The sequence below is a fragment of the Actinoplanes sp. NPDC051343 genome (assembly GCF_044455125.1).
Classification (GTDB): domain Bacteria; phylum Actinomycetota; class Actinomycetes; order Mycobacteriales; family Micromonosporaceae; genus Actinoplanes.
Genome location: NZ_JBITEL010000007.1, coordinates 109382 through 127595, shown reverse-complemented (window position 1 = coordinate 127595; position 18214 = coordinate 109382). Strand labels below are relative to the sequence as shown.

Annotated in this window: 21 protein-coding genes; 13 read left to right on the top strand and 8 right to left on the bottom strand. The window is 72.3% G+C overall.

Features of this window, described 5'->3' with window-relative positions:
- Positions 1-7: 7 nt before the first annotated feature.
- Positions 8-1213 (bottom strand): FAD-dependent monooxygenase, encoded by a 1206-nt coding sequence (locus tag ACIA5C_RS23485; RefSeq protein ID WP_396057946.1) that lies wholly within the window; start codon positions 1211-1213, stop codon positions 8-10.
- Between the two features lie 117 nt (positions 1214-1330).
- Here ACIA5C_RS23485 and ACIA5C_RS23480 point away from each other — a divergent pair, with 117 nt between their 5' ends.
- Positions 1331-2230 (top strand): TetR/AcrR family transcriptional regulator C-terminal domain-containing protein, encoded by a 900-nt coding sequence (locus ACIA5C_RS23480; protein WP_396057944.1) that lies wholly within the window; start codon positions 1331-1333, stop codon positions 2228-2230.
- Here ACIA5C_RS23480 and ACIA5C_RS23475 read toward each other — a convergent pair.
- On the bottom strand, positions 2214-3173 hold the full coding sequence (locus ACIA5C_RS23475; RefSeq protein WP_396057942.1) for an NADP-dependent oxidoreductase: 960 nt from the start codon (positions 3171-3173) through the stop codon (positions 2214-2216). The two genes, ACIA5C_RS23480 and ACIA5C_RS23475, sit on opposite strands and share 17 nt — an antisense overlap.
- Positions 3174-3206: 33 nt before the next feature.
- Positions 3207-3662, bottom strand: a complete 456-nt coding sequence (locus tag ACIA5C_RS23470; RefSeq protein ID WP_396057940.1) for a MaoC family dehydratase — start codon at positions 3660-3662, stop codon at positions 3207-3209.
- 127 nt (positions 3663-3789) lie between these two features.
- Between ACIA5C_RS23470 and ACIA5C_RS23465 the strand changes: the two genes are divergently transcribed.
- From ACIA5C_RS23465 to ACIA5C_RS23455, 3 genes are read left to right on the top strand one after another with little or no spacing between them, the layout of a single operon-like run.
- Positions 3790-4371 (top strand): hypothetical protein, encoded by a 582-nt coding sequence (locus ACIA5C_RS23465; RefSeq protein ID WP_396057938.1) that lies wholly within the window; start codon positions 3790-3792, stop codon positions 4369-4371.
- 28 nt (positions 4372-4399) lie between these two features.
- On the top strand, positions 4400-5044 hold the full coding sequence (locus ACIA5C_RS23460) for a bifunctional 4-hydroxy-2-oxoglutarate aldolase/2-dehydro-3-deoxy-phosphogluconate aldolase (RefSeq protein WP_396057936.1): 645 nt from the start codon (positions 4400-4402) through the stop codon (positions 5042-5044).
- Positions 5041-5970 carry a sugar kinase gene (locus tag ACIA5C_RS23455; protein ID WP_396057934.1) on the top strand — a complete coding sequence of 310 codons (930 nt, stop codon included), beginning with the start codon at positions 5041-5043 and terminating at the stop codon, positions 5968-5970. The genes ACIA5C_RS23460 and ACIA5C_RS23455 overlap by 4 nt, the downstream gene beginning before the upstream one ends.
- On the opposite strand, the gene ACIA5C_RS23450 is transcribed toward ACIA5C_RS23455, so the two are convergent.
- On the bottom strand, positions 5967-7295 hold the full coding sequence (locus ACIA5C_RS23450) for an alpha/beta hydrolase (protein ID WP_396057932.1): 1329 nt from the start codon (positions 7293-7295) through the stop codon (positions 5967-5969). The genes ACIA5C_RS23455 and ACIA5C_RS23450 overlap by 4 nt on opposite strands.
- A 140-nt stretch (positions 7296-7435) precedes the next feature.
- On the opposite strand from ACIA5C_RS23450, the gene ACIA5C_RS23445 reads away from it, so the two are divergent.
- Genes ACIA5C_RS23445 through ACIA5C_RS23435 form a run of 3 tightly spaced genes read left to right on the top strand, consistent with a single transcriptional unit; the run spans position 7436 to position 9319 of the window.
- Positions 7436-8020 (top strand): isochorismatase family protein, encoded by a 585-nt coding sequence (locus ACIA5C_RS23445; RefSeq protein ID WP_396057930.1) that lies wholly within the window; start codon positions 7436-7438, stop codon positions 8018-8020.
- Positions 8021-8027: 7 nt separating this feature from the next.
- Positions 8028-8909, top strand: a complete 882-nt coding sequence (locus ACIA5C_RS23440; RefSeq protein WP_396057926.1) for a GlxA family transcriptional regulator — start codon at positions 8028-8030, stop codon at positions 8907-8909.
- Between the two features lie 53 nt (positions 8910-8962).
- On the top strand, positions 8963-9319 hold the full coding sequence (locus ACIA5C_RS23435) for an SAM-dependent methyltransferase (RefSeq protein ID WP_396058764.1): 357 nt from the start codon (positions 8963-8965) through the stop codon (positions 9317-9319).
- Here ACIA5C_RS23435 and ACIA5C_RS23430 read toward each other — a convergent pair.
- Positions 9292-10170, bottom strand: a complete 879-nt coding sequence (locus tag ACIA5C_RS23430) for a pyridoxal-phosphate dependent enzyme (protein ID WP_396057924.1) — start codon at positions 10168-10170, stop codon at positions 9292-9294. The two genes, ACIA5C_RS23435 and ACIA5C_RS23430, sit on opposite strands and share 28 nt — an antisense overlap.
- Before the next feature lie 30 nt (positions 10171-10200).
- Here ACIA5C_RS23430 and ACIA5C_RS23425 point away from each other — a divergent pair, with 30 nt between their 5' ends.
- Complete coding sequence (locus tag ACIA5C_RS23425) at positions 10201-10896, top strand: HAD family hydrolase (RefSeq protein WP_396057922.1); 696 nt, start codon at positions 10201-10203, stop codon at positions 10894-10896.
- Here ACIA5C_RS23425 and ACIA5C_RS23420 read toward each other — a convergent pair.
- The gene (locus ACIA5C_RS23420) at positions 10874-11329 is read right to left on the bottom strand and encodes a DUF6314 family protein (RefSeq protein WP_396057920.1); all 456 of its coding nucleotides are present in this window, start codon (positions 11327-11329) and stop codon (positions 10874-10876) included. The two genes, ACIA5C_RS23425 and ACIA5C_RS23420, sit on opposite strands and share 23 nt — an antisense overlap.
- Positions 11330-11343: 14 nt before the next feature.
- On the opposite strand from ACIA5C_RS23420, the gene ACIA5C_RS23415 reads away from it, so the two are divergent.
- Positions 11344-11934: a biotin transporter BioY gene (locus ACIA5C_RS23415; RefSeq protein ID WP_396057918.1), complete on the top strand. Its 591-nt coding sequence runs from the start codon at positions 11344-11346 to the stop codon at positions 11932-11934.
- Between the two features lie 46 nt (positions 11935-11980).
- On the opposite strand, the gene ACIA5C_RS23410 is transcribed toward ACIA5C_RS23415, so the two are convergent.
- Positions 11981-12577 (bottom strand): NTP transferase domain-containing protein, encoded by a 597-nt coding sequence (locus ACIA5C_RS23410; RefSeq protein ID WP_396057916.1) that lies wholly within the window; start codon positions 12575-12577, stop codon positions 11981-11983.
- 328 nt (positions 12578-12905) lie between these two features.
- Here ACIA5C_RS23410 and ACIA5C_RS23405 point away from each other — a divergent pair, with 328 nt between their 5' ends.
- Positions 12906-13052 carry a hypothetical protein gene (locus ACIA5C_RS23405; RefSeq protein WP_396057914.1) on the top strand — a complete coding sequence of 49 codons (147 nt, stop codon included), beginning with the start codon at positions 12906-12908 and terminating at the stop codon, positions 13050-13052.
- Here ACIA5C_RS23405 and ACIA5C_RS23400 read toward each other — a convergent pair.
- Positions 13042-14757 carry an alpha-glucosidase gene (locus ACIA5C_RS23400; protein WP_396057912.1) on the bottom strand — a complete coding sequence of 572 codons (1716 nt, stop codon included), beginning with the start codon at positions 14755-14757 and terminating at the stop codon, positions 13042-13044. The genes ACIA5C_RS23405 and ACIA5C_RS23400 overlap by 11 nt on opposite strands.
- Before the next feature lie 82 nt (positions 14758-14839).
- On the opposite strand from ACIA5C_RS23400, the gene ACIA5C_RS23395 reads away from it, so the two are divergent.
- From ACIA5C_RS23395 to ACIA5C_RS23385, 3 genes are all read left to right on the top strand, one after another.
- Positions 14840-15856 (top strand): glycosyltransferase family 4 protein, encoded by a 1017-nt coding sequence (locus tag ACIA5C_RS23395; RefSeq protein WP_396057910.1) that lies wholly within the window; start codon positions 14840-14842, stop codon positions 15854-15856.
- A 128-nt stretch (positions 15857-15984) separates the two neighbouring features.
- Positions 15985-17127, top strand: a complete 1143-nt coding sequence (locus ACIA5C_RS23390; RefSeq protein WP_396057908.1) for a glycosyltransferase — start codon at positions 15985-15987, stop codon at positions 17125-17127.
- Complete coding sequence (locus tag ACIA5C_RS23385; RefSeq protein ID WP_396057906.1) at positions 17124-18206, top strand: glycosyltransferase; 1083 nt, start codon at positions 17124-17126, stop codon at positions 18204-18206. Before ACIA5C_RS23390 ends, ACIA5C_RS23385 begins: the two co-directional genes overlap by 4 nt.
- Positions 18207-18214 lie beyond the last annotated feature (8 nt).

The following is an 18214-nucleotide window of genomic DNA, read 5'->3' as shown; positions in this document are numbered from 1 at the left end:
AGGGCGGTTAACCCCGGACCGGCATCGATAAACGCGAGTAGTCCGGCAGGGCGATCGCCTCGGCCCGGTTCATCATCTTGCGCATGATCGCCGACATCGGCCAGCGGCCCATCATGCCCCACGATTTCATCCGCAGCCAGATCATGAACCGGCTGCGCGGGGCGAAACTCCGGAAGCCGCCGGGCGGCAATTCCATCGACGCCTTCGCGTACGGCCCGAGCACGCGCTGAAAGGCGGCGAGCCCCCGCTCGCAGTCTCCACCGGCCGCCGCCAGCTCGCCGGCCAGCACGTACGCCCCGACCAGCGCGACACTCGTGCCGAGCCCGGCCAGGGGCGAACCGCAGGCCGCGGCGTCGCCGAGAAGCACCACCCGGCCGCGATGCCAGGTCTCGACCCGGACCTGGTTGACCGAGTCGAAGAAGAAGTCGTCGGCGGACGGCATCGCGGCCAGGAATTCGTCGACCCGCCAGCCCGCGCCGGTCAGCCGCTCGGTCAGCGCCCTCTCCGCGTCGGCGCGACTGATCCGCTCGTATGCCGGCTCGGCCACGCTGAAGCTCAGGCTGGCCTTGGCCGTGCCGCCGCGCTCCGGCCGCAGGCCGGCGACCAGGCCGCCGGGCGCGTTGTACATGTAGAAGAGGTGGTCGGTGTCGCCGGGGTCGGGCACGGTGAAGTAGGCGCCGTAACCGCCGAGATAGCGTACGAACTCCTTCTCCGGCCCGAACGCGAGCGCCCGCACGCCGGAGTGCACCCCGTCGGCCCCGATGACCAGGTCGAACCGCTCGCGGCCGCCGCTGCGGAAGGTCACGCCGGCCCCGTCGGCGTCCTGCTCGATCCCGACGATCCTGTCGCCGAACCGGTAGTCGGTGTAGGCGGCCGTCGCGTCGTGGAGGATCCGGCCCAGGTCGCCCCGCGCGATCTCGATCTCGGCCACGATGCCCTCGCCGGAGAACGCGTCGGCCATCATCACCCCGCGGCGCCGGTTGTCGCGGTCGACGATCGCGATGCCCCGCTCGTCGACCCGGTTGTCCTTGATGGTCTCGAGCAGCCCCATGCGTTCGACGACGGTGCGCGCGATGCCGCGTACGTCCACCGCGTGCCCGCCCGGCCGCGGGCCGGGAGCCGTTTCCACGATCGTCACCTCGGCGCCCGCCCGGTGCAGCCAGAACGCCGCCGCCGGGCCGGCGATGCCTCCGCCGGAGATCAGAACCCGCACTTCCCGCTCCTTCTTGCGTACGCTGTAAATCGATGTACTAGCCACGGTAGGACAGCGCCTGCAAGCTGGCAAACTGCACTAGTACAGTGCCGGGGAAGACCGAGAGGTGTACTAGCCATGGAACCGCCATACCGTCAGATCGTCAGCGACGTGCGGCGCCGCATCGAGGCGGGCGAGCTGCGTCCGGGCGACCGGATCCCGTCGGCCCGGGCGATCACCCGCGAGTGGGGGGTCGCCATCGCGACCGCGACCAAGGCGCACGCCGCCTTGCGCGAAGAAGGCCTGACCGTCGCCCGGCCGGGCGTCGGCACCGTGGTCGCCGGCCCGTCCGCCGCCCGCGACCGCGAGCTCACCCTCGCCCGCATCGTCGCCGCCGCGATCGCCCTGGCCGACCGCGACGGCCTCGCCGACCTGTCGATGCGCCGCCTCGCCGGCGACCTGGGCGTGGCCACCATGTCCCTCTACCGGCACGTCCCCAGCCGCGACGAGCTGTTGCTGGCCATGATCGACGCGGCGATCGGCTCGGTTACGCTGCCGCCGCGCCCGCCGAAGGGCTGGCGGGTTGCCCTGGAGCTGGTCGCCCGCCGCGAGTGGGCACTGTTCAAGAAGCACCCGTGGCTCGGCCCCTCGATGTCCCTGACCCGCCCCCAGCTGGCCCCCAACGCCATGCGCCTGAGCGAGTTCGTGCTGGCCGCCTTCGACGGGACCGGGCTGACGTTCGCCGAGCGCATGTACGTGCAGGTGCTGCTCTTCAGCTTCGTCCGCGGCCTGGCCAGCGCCCTGGAACCGGAGGTCGAGGCGCAGCGCGAGAGCGGCCTGACCGTGGACCAGTGGATGGAAACCCAGCAACAGGCCCTCACCCGGATCATCCGCAGCGACGGCTTCCCGCACTTCAGCGCCCTGGCCGAGGAAGAGTTCGACCTCGACCTCGACCGCCTGTTCGAGTTCGGCCTGGCCCGCCTGCTGGACGGCATCGGGTCCTTGCCGGCGTCCGGCGACGTCAAGCCGGCTCGATGATCAGCACCACCTTGCCGCAGCCGTGGCGCGACTCGACCGCGGCGTGCGCGGCCGCCACATCGGACAGCGGATAGGCCCGGACCGGCATCGCCAGCACGCCCCGGGAGGCCAGCTCGACCACCTCGGCCAGGCGCGCGGGGTCGCGCGGAGAGCGGACGACCCGGGCGCCGTGTGAGGGGGCGACGATGGTGCCGATGCGGTCCGGCGGCACGCCGAGCGCCACCGACTGGGCGATCGCACCGCCGCCGGCGGCGTCGAGAACCACCGTCGGGAGACGCCTGGCGACCAGCCGCACGCTGTGCGGCAGGCTTTCCCCGTACGCGACGGGAACGGCGCCGAGCCTGCGCAGATAGTCGTGGTTGGCCCGGCTCGCCGTGCCGATCACCGTGGCCCCGGCGAGCCGGGCCAGCTGGACCGCGAGCGTCCCGACACTGCCCGCCGCCGCGTGCACGAGCAGCACGTCCCCGGCCCGCACCGCCAGCTCGCGCAGCGCCCCGCTCGCCGTCTGGGCCGCCGCGACCAGACCGGCCGCGGTCGGGAAGTCGAGGTGCGGAGGCTTGCGGACCGCGTCGCGAGCCGGGACCACGACCGCCGAGGCCTGGCCGTTGAGCATCGTCGAGCCGAGCACCTCGTCACCGACCGCCCACGGGACGCCGGGCTCGGACCGGTCACCCGCGCGCGCATCCGGATCGGAGTCCGCGGCCGGGGGCACCACCGCCGGGCCCACCGCGTCGATGACACCGGCGTACTCCTGGCCGATCTGCTGCGGGAACGACACCCGGTCACGGGCCAGGTCGCCCCGGCGGACCGCGACGTCGAACGGCTGGACTCCGGCGGCCCGGACGCGTACCCGGATCTCGCCCGGACCCGGAACCGGGTCGGGAAACTCGGCCACCCGCAGGACCGAGGGTGGGCCGAAGCGGTCGAAGACGGCGGCTCTCATGCCGCCAGCCTGCAAGCTAAAGCTGGAGTGAGGTCAAGGCCGCTTGGCGACCATGTTGACCGCGAGCATGCTCATCACCACCACGTCGTCCTGGTTGAGCAGCTCGGCCTTGGTGCGCACGATGCCGCGGTCCGGCTTCGAGCGCGACTCCCGGGCCTCGACGACCTCGACCCGCAGGCGCAGCACGTCGCCCGCGCGCACCGGGTGCGGCCAGCGCAGCTCGTCGACGCCGGGCGAGGCCAGGCTCGCGACCTTGGAGAGGTAGTTGTCGGCGAGCAGGCGCATCATCAGCCCGGCGGTGTGCCAGCCGCTGGCGATCAGGCCGCCGAACGGGCCCGCCGCCGCGTAGGCCGGATCGGTGTGCATCGGCTGCGGATCGAACTTCCGGGCGAAATCCAGCAGTTCGTCCTCGGTGAGGGTGGCATGGCCGTATTCGTAGACTGCGCCCGGTTTGTAGTCGGCGAACCAGCGATCCTCGAGCGGTGTCATGCCGGCCAGCATGTCATGTTCACCCAGTGTTGATCCGGATGGCCGGAGAGCTGATGAAGGGTCGCCGCCCGGTCACGATCGGCGGGCGGGCGGCGGATCTCGTGCCCGTCGTCGCTACGGTTAGCGGGTGTCCGAGATCCCGTGGTGGGGGCTGCCCCTCATCGCCGCCCTGTTCGCCCTGGCCGGTGCCGCGATCGCGCAGCTGGTGAGCGCCCGCACCGACTACCTGATGAGGCGGCGCCGCCGCACCAAGCGGTGGTACGCGGAGCGCAAGGCCGCCTACGTCGAGTTGCTGGCGGTCTTCGAGCGTGCCGTCTACCGCCTACGCGCGGCGTTCGAGGCGGGCGACAAGCCGCCGTCCGGGCTGACCTACGTCGACGAGGTCGGTCCGGCCCTCATGCAGGTGCGGCTGCTGGCCACCGGGCCGGTCCGCAGCGCCGCCCTCGCCGTGCACCTGCTCCTGCAGAAGCTGCACGGCGAGATGAATCCGAGCGCCGTCTCCGGCGTACGCCCGGAAACCCACTTCCGTGAGCTTCTCGCCCAGGTCCCCCTCGTCATGCAGCAGTTCGAGGCCGAGATCCGTGAGGAGCTCGGCATCGACAGCAACCCGCCGTCCTCGCTCGACGGCGACCGCGGCGGGCGGGGCCTGCTCCGCCGGGCGCCGCGGGTCCCGGCGAGCCGGGAAGAGGAGTCCGGCGTCACTGGCTGATCGCGCAGGGGTAGGGCAGGATCGAGATGTGACCGAAGAGATCCCGCTCGATGACGTCTCCGCCTCCGTCGCCCGCAGCGGAATCGTCGCGATCCTGCGCGCGAAGACCGCCGACGGCTTCGCCGCGGTCGCCGACGTGCTGGTCGAGGCCGGGATCACCGCGATCGAGGTGACGCTGACCTCGCAGGGCGCGACCGAGGCTCTGGCCGGTCTGCGCCGCCAGTTGCCCGACACCGTGGTGATCGGGGCAGGCACGGTGCTCACCGCCGGCGAGGCGTCGGCGTCGGTCGACGTGGGCGCCGACTTCCTGGTCTCCCCGGTGCTCGACCCGGAGCTGGTCGCCGGCTCGAGTGTCCCGTTCTACCCGGGTGCGCTGACCCCGACCGAGATCTACTCGGCGATGCGGGCGGGCGCGCCGGTGGTCAAGCTCTTCCCGGCCGGCGGCCTCGGCCCGGCCTACCTGCGCGACATCCGCGGCCCGCTGCCCGGCGCGCGCATCATGCCGACCGGCGGCATCAAGATCGAGGACGTGGCCGACTGGCTGGCCGCCGGCGCGGTCGCGGTCGGCCTGGGCAGCCCGCTGATCGGCGACGCGGCGTCCGGCGGCGACCTCAGGAAGCTGGCGGCCCGCGCCCGGCAGGCGGTCAGCGCCGTCGCGATAGCCCGGTCATGAGCGGCGGTCTCTTCACCTTCGGCGAGACCATGGGCCTGATCGCCGCCGACGGCATCGGCCCGCTCGCCCACGCCCGCAGCTTCGGGTTCGGCATCGGCGGCGCCGAGAGCAACGTGGCGGTCGGGGTGGCCCGGCTCGGCGGCGAGGCGACCTGGCTCGGCCGCGTCGGCCCCGACTCGACCGGCGACCTGATCGCGGCCCGGCTGACCGCGGCCGGCGTGCGCACGCTGGCCCTGCGCGACGAGGCGTTCACCGGGCTGATGGTGCGTTACCGCCGGTCGGGGGCGTTCGCCCACGTCGACTACCACCGCGCGGGCAGCGCCGGCTCCCGGCTGACCCCGGCCGACATCCCGTCCGCCGAGGTCACCGGGGCGTCGGTGCTGCACGTCACGGGCATCACCCCGGCGCTCAGCGAGTCGGCCCGCGCGGCCGTCTTCCAGTCGATCGAGACCGCGAAGTCGGCCGGCGTGACCGTGTCGGTCGACGTCAACTACCGCAGCAAGCTGTGGTCGCGCTTCGACGCCGCGCCGGTGCTGCGCGACCTGGTCGCCCGGGCCGATGTGGCGTTCGCCGGCCCCGACGAGGCGGCCCTGTTCGTCGACCCGGCCGACGCGCTCGGCGAGATGGCCAAGCTCGGCCCGGCCGAGGTGGTGATCAAGGACGGCGCCCGCGGGTGCTCGGCGCTGATCGACGGCGAGCTTCACCACGTTGCGGCAGTCGAAGTCACGGTGATCGATCCGGTCGGCGCCGGGGACGCGTTCGTCGCCGGTTACCTGGCCGACCGCATGGCCGGAGCGACCCCGGCGGCCCGGCTGGCCACGGCCATCGCGGCCGGGGCCTTCGCGGTCACCGTTCCCGGCGACTGCGAGGGGCTCCCCGACCGCGACGAGCTGGCCGCCCTCGGCGGCGACGACCTGCGGCGCTAGCAGACGGTGCCGCGAGGCGGCACGGTCAGCGAGATCAGGTACGCGTCGGTGACCTGCCGGATGCAGGCGCTCAAGCTGTACGACCCGTGCCCGGCACCCTGGTAGACGACGAGCGCCCCGTCGCGCCCCAGCTGGTGCTCGACCGAGGTGGCCCAGTTGACGCCGGTCGCCGGATCATGCAACGAGTTGATCAGCAGCAGTGGTGTCCTGGTGTGCACGCGCAGCGTGTGCTGCGGGTTGGCGACCGGCTTCGGCCAGCCCAGGCACATGGTCAGCGACAGGACCTGGGCGCCGTAGTGGAGGTCCGGTGCCGCGGTGCCGGCCTTGCGGAGAATGGCCGCATAGTCCTGGTAGTCGCGCACCGGCAGCGACCAGTCGTTACAGAAGGCGGCGGGCACCACCACGAGCGCACCGGGGTCCGGGATGGCTTCCGGAGTTGCCAGAGCCTGGGCCAGCCGCGGGTAGTTCGGATCCTTGAGGAGCTTGAGCGTCAGCGCGTCGAGCTGGAACGGTGTGACCGCCAGTTGCCCGGCTGCGGCTTTGGCCAGCGCGGCCGCGTATTGGGCGCGCACGTCCTGCCCGGGCGTCGCCGCCGCGAACGCGTCGAACGAGTCCTGCTGGGCCCACGACTGCTCGACCAGGAACCGCGACGTGCTGGTCGGGCGATGGTCGACCACGCTTTCCAGCACGATCGCCCGCACCCGGCCGGGATAGCGCTCGGCGTACTGCTCGCCCAGCAGCGTGCCGTAAGAGCTGCCCTGGAAGGTTAGCGTGCGCTCGCCCAGCGCGGCCCGCAGCGCGTCGAGGTCGCGGACCGTGCTGGCGGTGTCGGCGTGGTCGAAGATCGGCCCGGTGTTCTGACGGCAGTCCGCCCACAGCTCCCGGTTGTATTCGACGGTCGCCTCGAAGTCGGCTTGGCTGGTCAGCACCGGCGAGGGAGCGGCCGGCCGGTCGGACGAGCACACGACCGGATTGCTGCCGCCCACGCCGCGCGGATCGAAGCTGACGATGTCGAAGTGCTTCTGCAGGTCGGCGCTGAACCGGCCGAGCTTCTCCTGCAGTGTCTGCACGCCCGAGTCGCCCGGTCCACCCGGCCCGAATATCAGCGTGCCGATCCGGTGGGCCCGGTCGGTGGCCGGATGCCGCGCGACCGCCAGGCCGAAGGCCGGGCCGCCGGGGTGCGACCAGTCGACGGGCAGGGTGAGAGTCGCGCACTCCGCAGCGAAGTCGACGCTGCAGTCATGCCAGTCGAGCCGATCGGTCACGCCCGGGGCCGGCCCGGCCACGCTCATCGCCAGAGCCAGGGTGGAGGCTAGTAGTTGCATGCCGTCGATCCTTGAGGAGGGCCGGCCGGTGCGGAATCGGTAGCAACCCCGGCCGTACCCGTAGTGGCTGACCGGATCGTTCCGGGGGTAGCCCGGATGATGTCTTCTGCCGAGGCGCGGCAGCAGCCGATGATGACGGCATGCAGAACGCGCTGATCGTCATCGACATGCAGGAGTCGTTCCGGGTCCGGCCGCTCTGGACCACCCTGCACAACCCCGCGCTGCTCGACAACGTGCAGCGGCTGGTCGACGCGGCCCGGCGGCGCGGCGACGAGGTCGTCTGGGTGCTGCACGCCGAGGAGGGCAGCGGCGGCGAGTTCGACCCGGCCAACGGGCACGTGCGGCTGATCGACGGGTTCACCCCGGGCAAGGACGAGCCGATCATCGTCAAGAGCTCGCACAACGCCTTCTCCACGACCAACCTGCAGCAGGTGCTGACGATGCGCGGGGTCGGCTCGGTCACGGTCTGCGGGATCCGCACCGAGCAGTGCGTCGAGACCACCGCCCGGGTGGCGAGCGACTTCGGGTATCCGGTGACCTTCGTGACCGACGCCACCGGAACGTTCCCGATCCCGCACTGGGACGCCCCGGCCGACATTTCGGTGGGCGACCTGCTGGCCGATCCGCGTACGCTGGCGGCCGCCGACGTCGTGGCCCGCACGGAGTACGCGCTGGCCGGTCGTTTCGCCACCGTCACCGGCACCGACGCATACCTGGGAGGCTGACCGGATCGTGAGCCGCGTGGTCTTCGTGCTGCTGCCCCAGGTGCACCTGCTCGACCTGTCCGGACCGGCCCAGGTGTTCGGCACGACCGAGCGCTACCACCTGTCGTACGTCGCCGAGACCACCCCGGTGCCGTCCTGGCAGGGCCTGCCCCTCGCCGCCGACCTCGAGTGGCCGGCCCTCGGCCCCGACGATCTGGTGCTGGTGCCCGGTTTCCGCGAGGGCCACGGCCAGGTCTCGGCGGAGACGCTGCGGAAGATCGCCGCCCACCACGCGGCCGGCGGCACGGTGGCCAGCGTCTGCGCCGGGGCGGCCGTGCTCGGGCGGGCCGGGCTGCTCGACGGCCGACGCTGCACGACCCACCACGAGCTGCAGAACGACCTGGCCCGCGACCACCCGGCGGCGACCGTGGTCCGCGACGTGCTCTACGTCTGCGACGACCGGGTGGTCACCTCGGCCGGCATCGCCAGCGGCATCGACCTGGCGCTGCACCTGGTCGCCCAGCGGTTCGGCCCGGCGATGGCGGCCCGGGTCGCCCGCGAGATGGTGGTCTTCGCCCGCCGCAACGGCGACGAGCAGCAGGCGTCGGCGATGCTGCGCCACCGCGGCCATCTGAGCGATGTCGTCCACCGCGTGCAGGACCGCATCGACGCCGAGTTCACCGCGCCGCTGCCGCTGCCCGCGCTGGCGGCCGGGGCCGGGGTCAGCGAGCGCACGCTGACCCGGCTCTTCGCGGCGGCGGTCGGCCGCACCCCGCTGCAATACCAGCAGGTGCTGCGGGTCGAACGGGCCGAATACCTGATCGGCCACGGCACCACGGTGGAGTCGGCGGCCCGTGCGGTCGGCTTCGCCGACGCGCGCATGCTGCGCAAGCTGAGGTCGCGCCCGTAGGATTCGACGCCGAAGCCTCCCGCAGCCTCGACTTCGCCCGACCGGTGGCGCTGATGCTGATGTCGCTGCTGCACTTCCTGCCGGACGCGGACGATCCATATTCGACCGTGGCCCGGCTGGTGTCGGCCCTGCCTCCGGGCAGCTACCTGGTCATCTCCCACGGCACGTACGAGACGCTCGAGCCCGAGCAGGCCGCCCAGTTCAAGGCGCTCAACGCCGCCAGTCCGGTGCCGTTCCAGCCGCGCGACCGCCGGGAGGTGGGCCGGTTCTTCGACGGCCTCGACCTGGTGGAGCCGGGGATCGTGCCGGTGGCGGCGTGGCGCGACGACGACCGCGACGACGACCGCGACGGTCCGCGGCCGCCGGCCGACCAGGTGGCCTACTACGGGGCGGTCGCCCGGGTTCCGTAACCGGGATGGCCGAACAGGCCCGGCAGCCCGCCGGTGTGCAGGAAGACGATTCGGTCGCCGTGGCCGCCCGCGATCAGAGACGCCAACGCCCGGCCGGTGTAGGTCGGGTCGAGGAAGATCCCTTCGGTGCGGGCGGCGAGCGCCAGCGCATCCCGTACGGCATCGGTGAGCGCCGCATAGCCGGCGCCGACCTGGCCCCGGTCGATCCGCAGGTCGCCCGCCGCGACGGCGCCGCCGAGCAGGGCCGAGACGGTGGCCGCCGGGTCTCCGACCGCGCCGGTGTCGACGCCGACCACCCGCTCCGGCCCGAGCTCTGCGACCAGGCCGGCCATCGTGCCGCCCGAGCCGAGGGCGACCACCACCGCGTCGAAGTCGCCGACCTGGGCTTTCAGCTCGCGCGCGCAGGCCGCGTAGCCCGCGATCGAGGTCGGGTTCGAGCCGCCGAAGGGGATGACGAAGCCGTCTTCCTTCTCCACCGCCTCGGCCAACGGGGTGTCCCCGGCCCATCGGATCTCGGCCCCGGCAAGGTCGTCGAGCAGCAGGTTGCCGCGGTGTTCACGGTCGGTGCCGGCGAGCACGAGCACGCAGCGTAGGCCGAGGCGCGCCGCCGCGGCCGCCGTGAGACGGGCGTGGTTACTCTGCGGGCCGCCCGAGGTGATCACGGTGTCGGCGCCACTTTGCACGGCCTGCGCGCAGGTGTATTCGAGCTTGCGCACCTTGTTGCCGCCCCCGCCCAGGCCGGACAGATCGTCCCGCTTGAACCACAGCGCGTCCAGGCCGAGCCGCTTCCCCAGCCGCGGCGCGGACTCGACCGGGGTGGGCCAGCTGCCGAGCGAAATCGGTTCGATCACCGCCCGAGTCAACCACTACGGTCGTCGGTTGTGCAGCTGCGTGGCGTACTCCTCGACCTCGACGACACCCTCCTCGACCAGCGCGGCGCGGTCCGGCGTGCGGTCGACGCCTGGCTGCCGACACTCGGCGTGACACCCACCCCCGAGCTTCACCGGCTCTGGGTCGACCTGCAGGAACACCATCTGGTCGCCTGGCGCGAGCGCACCGTGACGTTCAGCGAGCAGCGGCGCCGCCGGCTCCGCGATTTCCTTCCGGTCATCAAGATCCCGTACGCCGAGTCCGAGCTGGACGGCGCCTTCGACGGCTATCTGGCCGCCTACCAGCAGGCTTACGCGCTCTTCGACGACGTCGCCGGCGCCCTGGACGCCCTTGCCGAGGCCGGCCTGGCCACCGCGGTCCTGACCAACGGCGTGATCGAGCAGCAGAACGACAAGATCCGCCGGGTCGGGCTGACCGGCCGCCTGGGCCCCGTCTTCACCGCTGAGGGCCTGGGCGTGGCCAAGCCCGACCCGTCGGCGTTCGCGCTGGTCTGCGCCGAGTGGGGGCTGCCGCCGTCCGCGGTCCTCAGCGTCGGCGACCGCCACGAGCTGGACGTGCGGCCGGCCCGGGCGGCCGGCCTGCACGCGGTGCACCTCGACCGCCGGGACGAGGGCCCGCACGACGAGCCGTCCCGCATCACCTCGCTGGCCGCGCTGCCCGCCTTCATCCGCGCTCGTACGTCGTGAGCAGCTCGTAGTCCTTGTCCGGGCCGGTGGCATGCCAGTGCTCGGTGAACGTGTCCGGCCCGGTGATCTGCCCGGCCACGACGTACGCGTCGTCGCGGCACGGGTGCTCGGCCGACCACCGGCCGTCGCTGAGGTCGAGGCGGTAGAAGTCCCGGCCGTCGGCGAACTTCACGTCCAGGACGTGGTCGCCCCGGTCGACGTACCGCAGGAACCGCTCGGCCGGGCCCCGATGCCCGCCGAAGCTCAGCTCGCCGTGCTCCTCGTACGCCAGGTCGTCGGAGAACCGGGCCCAGCCCACGAAGACCCCCTCGACCCCACGCCGGTGATCGACGACGCGCCGCCGGACCGACCAGCGCCCGCGCAGGAAATCGGCGGCTGTGCGATGGGCAACTGCGCCGTCGCGCGGCTCCGGATAGTGTTCGGCCGCCGTCACCTCTGGAGGATCGCATGTCCCACTCCGTCGCCCTGTCCCGGTCCCGGCCGCTCGTCCTGGCCGACCTGATCCCGGGCGCGCTGGCCCGCGACATCGCGCTGGTCGCCGGTGGCGCCGGGCTCGTCGGCGCGCTCGCCCAGATCGCCGTGCACGTGCCGGGCACGCCGGTCCCGATCACCGGCCAGACCCTCGGCGTGCTGCTCATCGGCACGGCGTACGGGGCGCGCCGGGCGGCGGCCGCCATCGCGCTGTACGCCGTCGCGGGCATCCTCGGCGTGCCGTGGTTCGCCGGCCACCACAGCGGCTATGCCGGCGCGTCGTTCGGCTACGTCGTCGGCTTCTTCGCCGCCGCCACGCTCTGCGGCTTCCTGGCCGAGCGCGGGGCCGACCGGTCGGTTCTGCGCTCGATCCCGTCGATGCTCGCCGGCGAGGTTCTCATCTACGGCATCGGCATGGCCTGGCTGGCCGTGGCCGCCCACCTGACGCTGAGCCAGACGATCGCCCAGGGCCTCACCCCGTTCCTGCTCGGCGACGCCGTCAAGGCGGCCCTCGCGGCCGGCCTGCTGCCCGCCGCATGGGCGCTGGCAGGCCGCCGCTCCGCCTGACCGTCCGCCCCGGAGCGGCCCAGTCCGCCCAGGCCGACCCCGGCGGTCAGTTCAGGTCGGATGGCACGTCGATGTCGCTGTCGTCGGCCACGTCGCCGACCGGCACCACCCGCACCCGGTCGGCGTGGGCGCGCAGATAGTCGCGGGCACCCCGGTCGCCGACCGCGGCTGCGGCCACGCCGGCCCAGTGGTCGCGGCCGAGCAGCACCGGGTGGCCGCGCCGCCCGTCGTAGCCGCCCATCGCCAGGGCACCGCGCGCCGCCGCGGGCAGCGGGCCTGCGCCGGCGTCCACCTCGGCGATGACCCGCCGGACCGCCTCGGCCGTGACCCCGGGCATGTCGACCAGCAGGATCACCGCGGCGTCGGCCGCACCGCCGACGAGCGCCGCCAGACCGGCCCGGAGCGAGGACCCCATCCCCGCGGCCCAGTCCACATTGACCACGGTCGCCGGCAGGTCGGGCGCGGCCTCGCGCACCCGCTCGGCGCCGGCGCCCAGAACCACCGATGTCCGGATGCAACCGGCTTCGCGGAGGGTGTCGGCCGCCCGCTGCACCAGCAGCCGCCCCTGATAGGCAATGAGCGCCTTCGGCATGCCGTATCGCCGGCCGGCGCCCGCCGCCAGCACGAGCCCAGCGACTTCCATGCGGGGAGCGTAATCCCGTGGACCGACCCGGCGGCCCGCGGTACAACCAGCGGATGACCGAGGAGCAGTTGCCCGGCGGGCGGACTTTCGGGGCCGTGCGCGCCGCGGCGGCTGCACGACACGACCGCGACGTTCCGGCCGTCCGGCGTTGCGGTCTGGCCGGCATCGCCGAGCCGGCCGGGTTCGGTGACCCGGCCGCCGTGGGCCGCCGACCTGGAACGCTCCGGTGCCGAGGTGGCCGCGCTGCCGGACGAGTTCTGGGCGGTTTAGCGGAGATCGATCGCGGGGTAATGGCACGCCGCCACTAACCCCCGATCGAGGAGCAGGAATGTCTATCCAGGGTTTTCTCTACATTGTCGCCATCATTCTGCTGGTGCTGGCGGCTCTGCCGATCCCGGTGCGCGGGGTCAGCCTGGCGCTGCTCGGTGCGGCCTGCGCACTGCTCGCCTTCTCCTGGAACACGATCACGGGGTGACCGTGCGCCGATAGATGACGGCCTGCCACGGGGCCAGGGTGAGCTCGGTGGCAGGCGCGGGCAGGTTGGACAGGACGAGTTCGGCCCCCGACCACGAGGCGGCGTCCGGGATCTCGGCCTGGACGGTGTCGCCGGTGAAGTTGCCGATCACCAGGAGCTCGGTAGTGCCGCGCCGGCGGGTGAAGGCGTACAGGCGGTCGTCGTCGGGCAGCAGCATGGTGAAGTCGCCGTCCACCACGGCCGGCTCGGTGTGGCGCAGGTCGATCAGCTGCCGGTAGTAGTGGAAGACCGAGTCGGGGTCGTCCCGCTGGGCGGCCGCGTTGATCTCGACGTAGTTGGGATTGACGGCCAGCCAGGGCGTTCCGGTGGTGAAGCCCGCCTGCGGCGAGGCATCCCACTGCATGGGCGTACGCGCGTTGTCGCGGCCCCGCGCACGAAGGACGGTCAGCACCTCCTCCGGCGTGCGGCCCTCGTGCTCGGTTGCCTGGCGGTACTGCCCGAGTGCCTCGATGTCGCGGAAGTCGGCGATCGACCGGAACGGGAAGTTGGTCATGCCGAGTTCTTCGCCCTGGTAGACGTACGGCGTCCCGCGATGCAGGTGCAGCACCGTGCCCAGCATCTTGGCCGAGGCGACCCGGAAGAGGTCGGAGTCGTCGCCGTAGCGGGAGACCGCGCGCGGCTGGTCGTGGTTGTTCCAATAGAGGCTGTTCCAGCCGACGTCGGCCAGCCCGGCCTGCCAGCGCCCGAGGATCGCCTTGAGGTTGCTGAGCTTGAGCGGGATCAGCCGCCAGGGGTCGCTGCCGCGGTCGGCCCACACGTGGTCGAACTGGAAGACCATGTCGACCTCGTGGCGGTCGGGGTCGGTGAACAGCTTCGCCTCGTCGACCGTCACCCCGGGCATCTCGCCGACGGTCAGCAGCGCCTCGCGTCCGGCGAACACGTTGTCGTACATCTCGCGCAGGAATTCGTGGATGCGTGGCCCGTTGATGTAGCCCGCTGAGCCGTCGGCGAAGGCGGCGCCGACCGGCAGCCGGCCGTCGGGCAGTGAGCCGTCGGGGCCGACCGCCTTGGAGATCATGTTGATGACGTCCATCCGGAAGCCGTCGACGCCCCGGTCGAGCCACCAGCGCATCATCGAGTAGATCGCCTCGCGGACGACCGGGTTCTCCCAGTTGAGGTCGGGCTGCTTGCGGGAGAACAGGTGCAGGTAGTACTCGCCGGTCGCCTCGTCGTACTCCCAGGCCGACCCGCCGAAGGCGGCACCCCAGTTGGTCGGTTCCGCGCCCGGCGAGCCGGGCTCCATTCCGGTACGGGCGGGGCGCCACCAATACCAGTCGCGCTTCGGGTTGTCCCGCCCGGCGCGGCTCTGAACGAACCACGGATGCTCGTCCGAGCTGTGGTTGACGACCAGGTCCATGACGATCTTCAGGCCGCGCTCGTGCGCGCCCTTGAGCAGTTCGTCGAAGATCTCGAGCGAGCCGAAGAGCGGGTCGATGTTCTGGTAGTCGCTGATGTCGTAGCCGTTGTCGTCCTGCGGGGACGGGTAGATCGGGGACAGCCAGATCACGTCGACGCCGAGATCGGCCAGGTGGTCGAGGTGGTCGATGATGCCGCGCAGGTCGCCCATGCCGTCGCCGTCCGCGTCGGCGAAGCTCCGCGGGTAGATCTGGTACACGACCGCCTGTTTCCACCAAAGATCCGTCATGGCTCTTCTCTAACACGAGAACAGGGGGTGAGACCCGAAGGCATACTGAACGCGTGCTGTTGTCCGGAAACTCCGAAAAGTCGTGAAAGTGGCGATGCTGGGGCCGATCGCCTGGCGTACGCCGCCCCGGCACTACGGGCCCTGGGAACTGATCACCAGCCTGCTGACCGAGGGCCTGGTCGCGCGCGGCATCGACGTGACGCTCTTCGCGGCCCTCGACTCGGTGACGACGGCGACGCTCGACGGCGTCAGCCCCCGGGGGTACGAGGAGGACGCCGACCTGGACGGCCGGGTGTGGGAAGCCCTGCACACCAGCTACGCCCTGTCCCGCTCGCACGAGTTCGACCTGGTGCACAACCACCTCGACTGGCTGCCGCTGGCGTTCTCCCAGCACTGCGCGGCGCCGATGGTGACGACCATCCACGGGTTCTCGGGGCGCAACATCGTGCCGGCGTACCGGCGGGCGCGCTCGCAGTACGTGGCGATCTCCGACAGTGACCGGGCGCCCGAACTCGACTACCTGGCGACCGTGCACCACGGCATCGACCTGGCCGGGTTGCCGCCCGGGCCGGGCGGCGACGACCTGATCGCGTTCGGCCGCATCCACCCGGACAAGGGCACCGACCTGGCGATCGACATCGCCGAGCGCTCGGGGCGACGGCTGGTCATCTGCGGGATCGTGCAGGACCGCACCTACTTCACCGAGCGCATCGAACCGCGGATCGACGGGGAACGGGTGCTCTACCGGGGGTCGGTGGGGCCGGCCGAACGGGCGTCCGTTCTCGGGTCGGGGGCGGCGCTGCTGCACCCGATCCGGTTCGCCGAGCCGTTCGGTCTCTCCGTCGTCGAGGCGATGGCGTGCGGGACGCCCGTCATCGCGTACCGGAAGGGATCGATGCCGGAGGTCATCGACGAGGGGGTGACCGGACGCCTGGTCGGTGATGTCGACGAGGCGGTCGCGGCGGTCGCCGGCGTGCCGGGAATCGACCGGGTGAAGTGCGCCGCGCGCGCCCGGGAAAGGTTCTCGGCCGAGCGGATGGTCGACGACTACCTGGCGATTTACCGCAAAATCGTCAGTTCAAAAGGCCTTCCGGGTTAACGTCAGAATGTGAATTGCACGTTAACCGGGGCAATTTTCCCCGCGCGTTGCAATGACATCCGCGCGCCCCGAGCAGCGCGCTTAGTCGTGCTGCGGGGAGGCAGCCGCGGACAAAGAAAGGCCCCGTCATGCCCGCCACATATGGGTTTCTCAGCACATACCCGCCCACGGAATGCGGTTTGGCGACATTCAATGCCGCACTCGCGACCCATCTGAATACGACCGGCGGCGCCGGCGTGGTCCGGCTGCTGGCCGGCGACGACACCGGCGGCGGCATCGAACTCGACCGGAACGCCGCCCGCGTGGTGCACACCTGGCACACCGACACCCCGGGCGGCTGGGCCGCCGCGGCGAACGCCCTCAACCGCTTCGACGTCGCGGTGATCCAGCACGAGTACGGCGTCTACCCGGGTGACGCCGGCAACGAGGTGCTGCCGCTGCTGCGGGCACTCAAGGTGCCGGCCGTCGTCGTGCTGCACACCGTACTCAGCCACCCCGACCCGCTGCAGCGCTCGGTGCTGGAACGGATCGCCGTCTCGGCCGACGCGCTGGTCACCATGACCGACACGGCCCGGCAGCGGCTGATCTCCGGGTACGCCGTCGACCCTCGCAAGATCGCGGTGATCCCGCACGGCGCCCGCAGCCACGAACGCGCCGGGCAGGCCGGCCACGATCGCCCCCAGCTGCTCACCTGGGGCCTGCTCGGGCCCGGCAAGGGCATCGAGTGGGCGTTGCGCGCGCTGGCCCTGCTCGACGAGCCGCGGCCGGTCTACACGATCGCCGGGCGCACCCACCCGAAGGTGCTGGAGCAGTTCTCCGACGCGTACCGGGACTCGCTGAAGGCGCTCGCCGGGCGCCTCGGGGTGACCGAGGCGGTGCGCTGGGAGGACCGCTACCTCGACGACGCCGAGCTGTCCCGGCTGATCCTCTCCTCCGACGTCGTGGTGCTCCCCTACGACTCGACCGAGCAGGTCACCTCGGGTGTGCTGATCGAGGCGGTCGGCGCCGGGGTGCCGGTGGTGGCGACCGAGTTCCCGCACGCGGTCGAGCTGCTGGCCAGCGGGCCCGGACTGCTCGTGCCGCACCAGGACCCGGAGGCGATGGCGTCCGCGATCAAGCATCTGCTGGCCGAGCCCGGACTCGCGGGACGGCTGACCGGCCTGGCCGGCGGCCCGACCCTGCGCTGGCCCGCGGTGGCCGCCCGCTACCAGGCCCTCGCCGGGCGCCTGATCGCCGAGCGCACGCCGGTCGCGGCGTCGGTTCCGGCATGACCGCTGGGTTGCGGCTGGTTCCACCGCCGATGCACATCACCGATGCCCCCGTTCCCGACTGGAGTCACGTCGTCCGGCTGTCCGACGACACCGGACTGCTCGAACACGCCCGCAACGCGATCGCCCGGCGTGAGCACGGCTACTGCGTCGACGACGTGTCGCGCGGCCTGCTGGTCGCCTGCCGGGAGCGCCGACCGAGCGGCCAGGTGGTCGCGCTGGCCGAGCGCTACCTCGCCTTCCTCACCCACGCCCAGGGCCCGGACGGCGGGTTCCGCAACCGGATGAGCTACGACCGGCGCTGGCTCGACGAGCCGTCGACCGGCGACTGGTGGGGCCGGGCGCTCTGGGGCCTGGGCACAGCGGCCGGCCGCTGCCCGGTGCCGTGGATCCGGCGGGAGGCGCGGCTCGCCTTCGGCCTCGGCGTACGGCTGCGGTCCCGGTGGCCACGGGCGATGGCTTTCGCCGGTCTCGGCGCAGCCGAGGTTCTTCGCACCGACCCGCGGGCGCGGGACGCGACCGATCTGCTGTCCGACGCGGCGACCATGATCGGTCTTCCCGGGCCGGATCCGTCCTGGGTCTGGCCGGAGCCCGAGCTGACCTACGCCAACCCGGCGCTCGCCGAGGTCGTGATCGCGGCCGGTGACCTGCTCGGCGACGAGCCGCTGCTGGAGGCCGGCCTGCGGATGCTCGGCTGGCTGTGCGCGATGCAGGAGAACGACGGGCACCTGTCGACGGTGCCGGTCGGCGGCTGGCGCCCGCACATGCCGAAGCACCGCTTCGACCAGCAGCCGATCGAGGCCGCGGCGACCGCGGACGCCTGCGCGACGGCGGCCGCGGTCACCGGCGACGACGTCTGGGACACCCCGCTGGCTCAGTCGGTGGCGTGGTTCCTGGGTGACAACGACACGAGGACGGTCATGCACGACCCCCTAACCGGCGGATGTTATGACGGATTGACGGCAAATGGTCCTAATCTGAACCAAGGAGCCGAATCCACCCTCGCGCTCGTCTCCACGCTGCAGCATGCGCGCAGATTGGCGACCCGGAGTGCGACCCGACCGTCAGGCGGCCTAGCGTGACCGCAGTC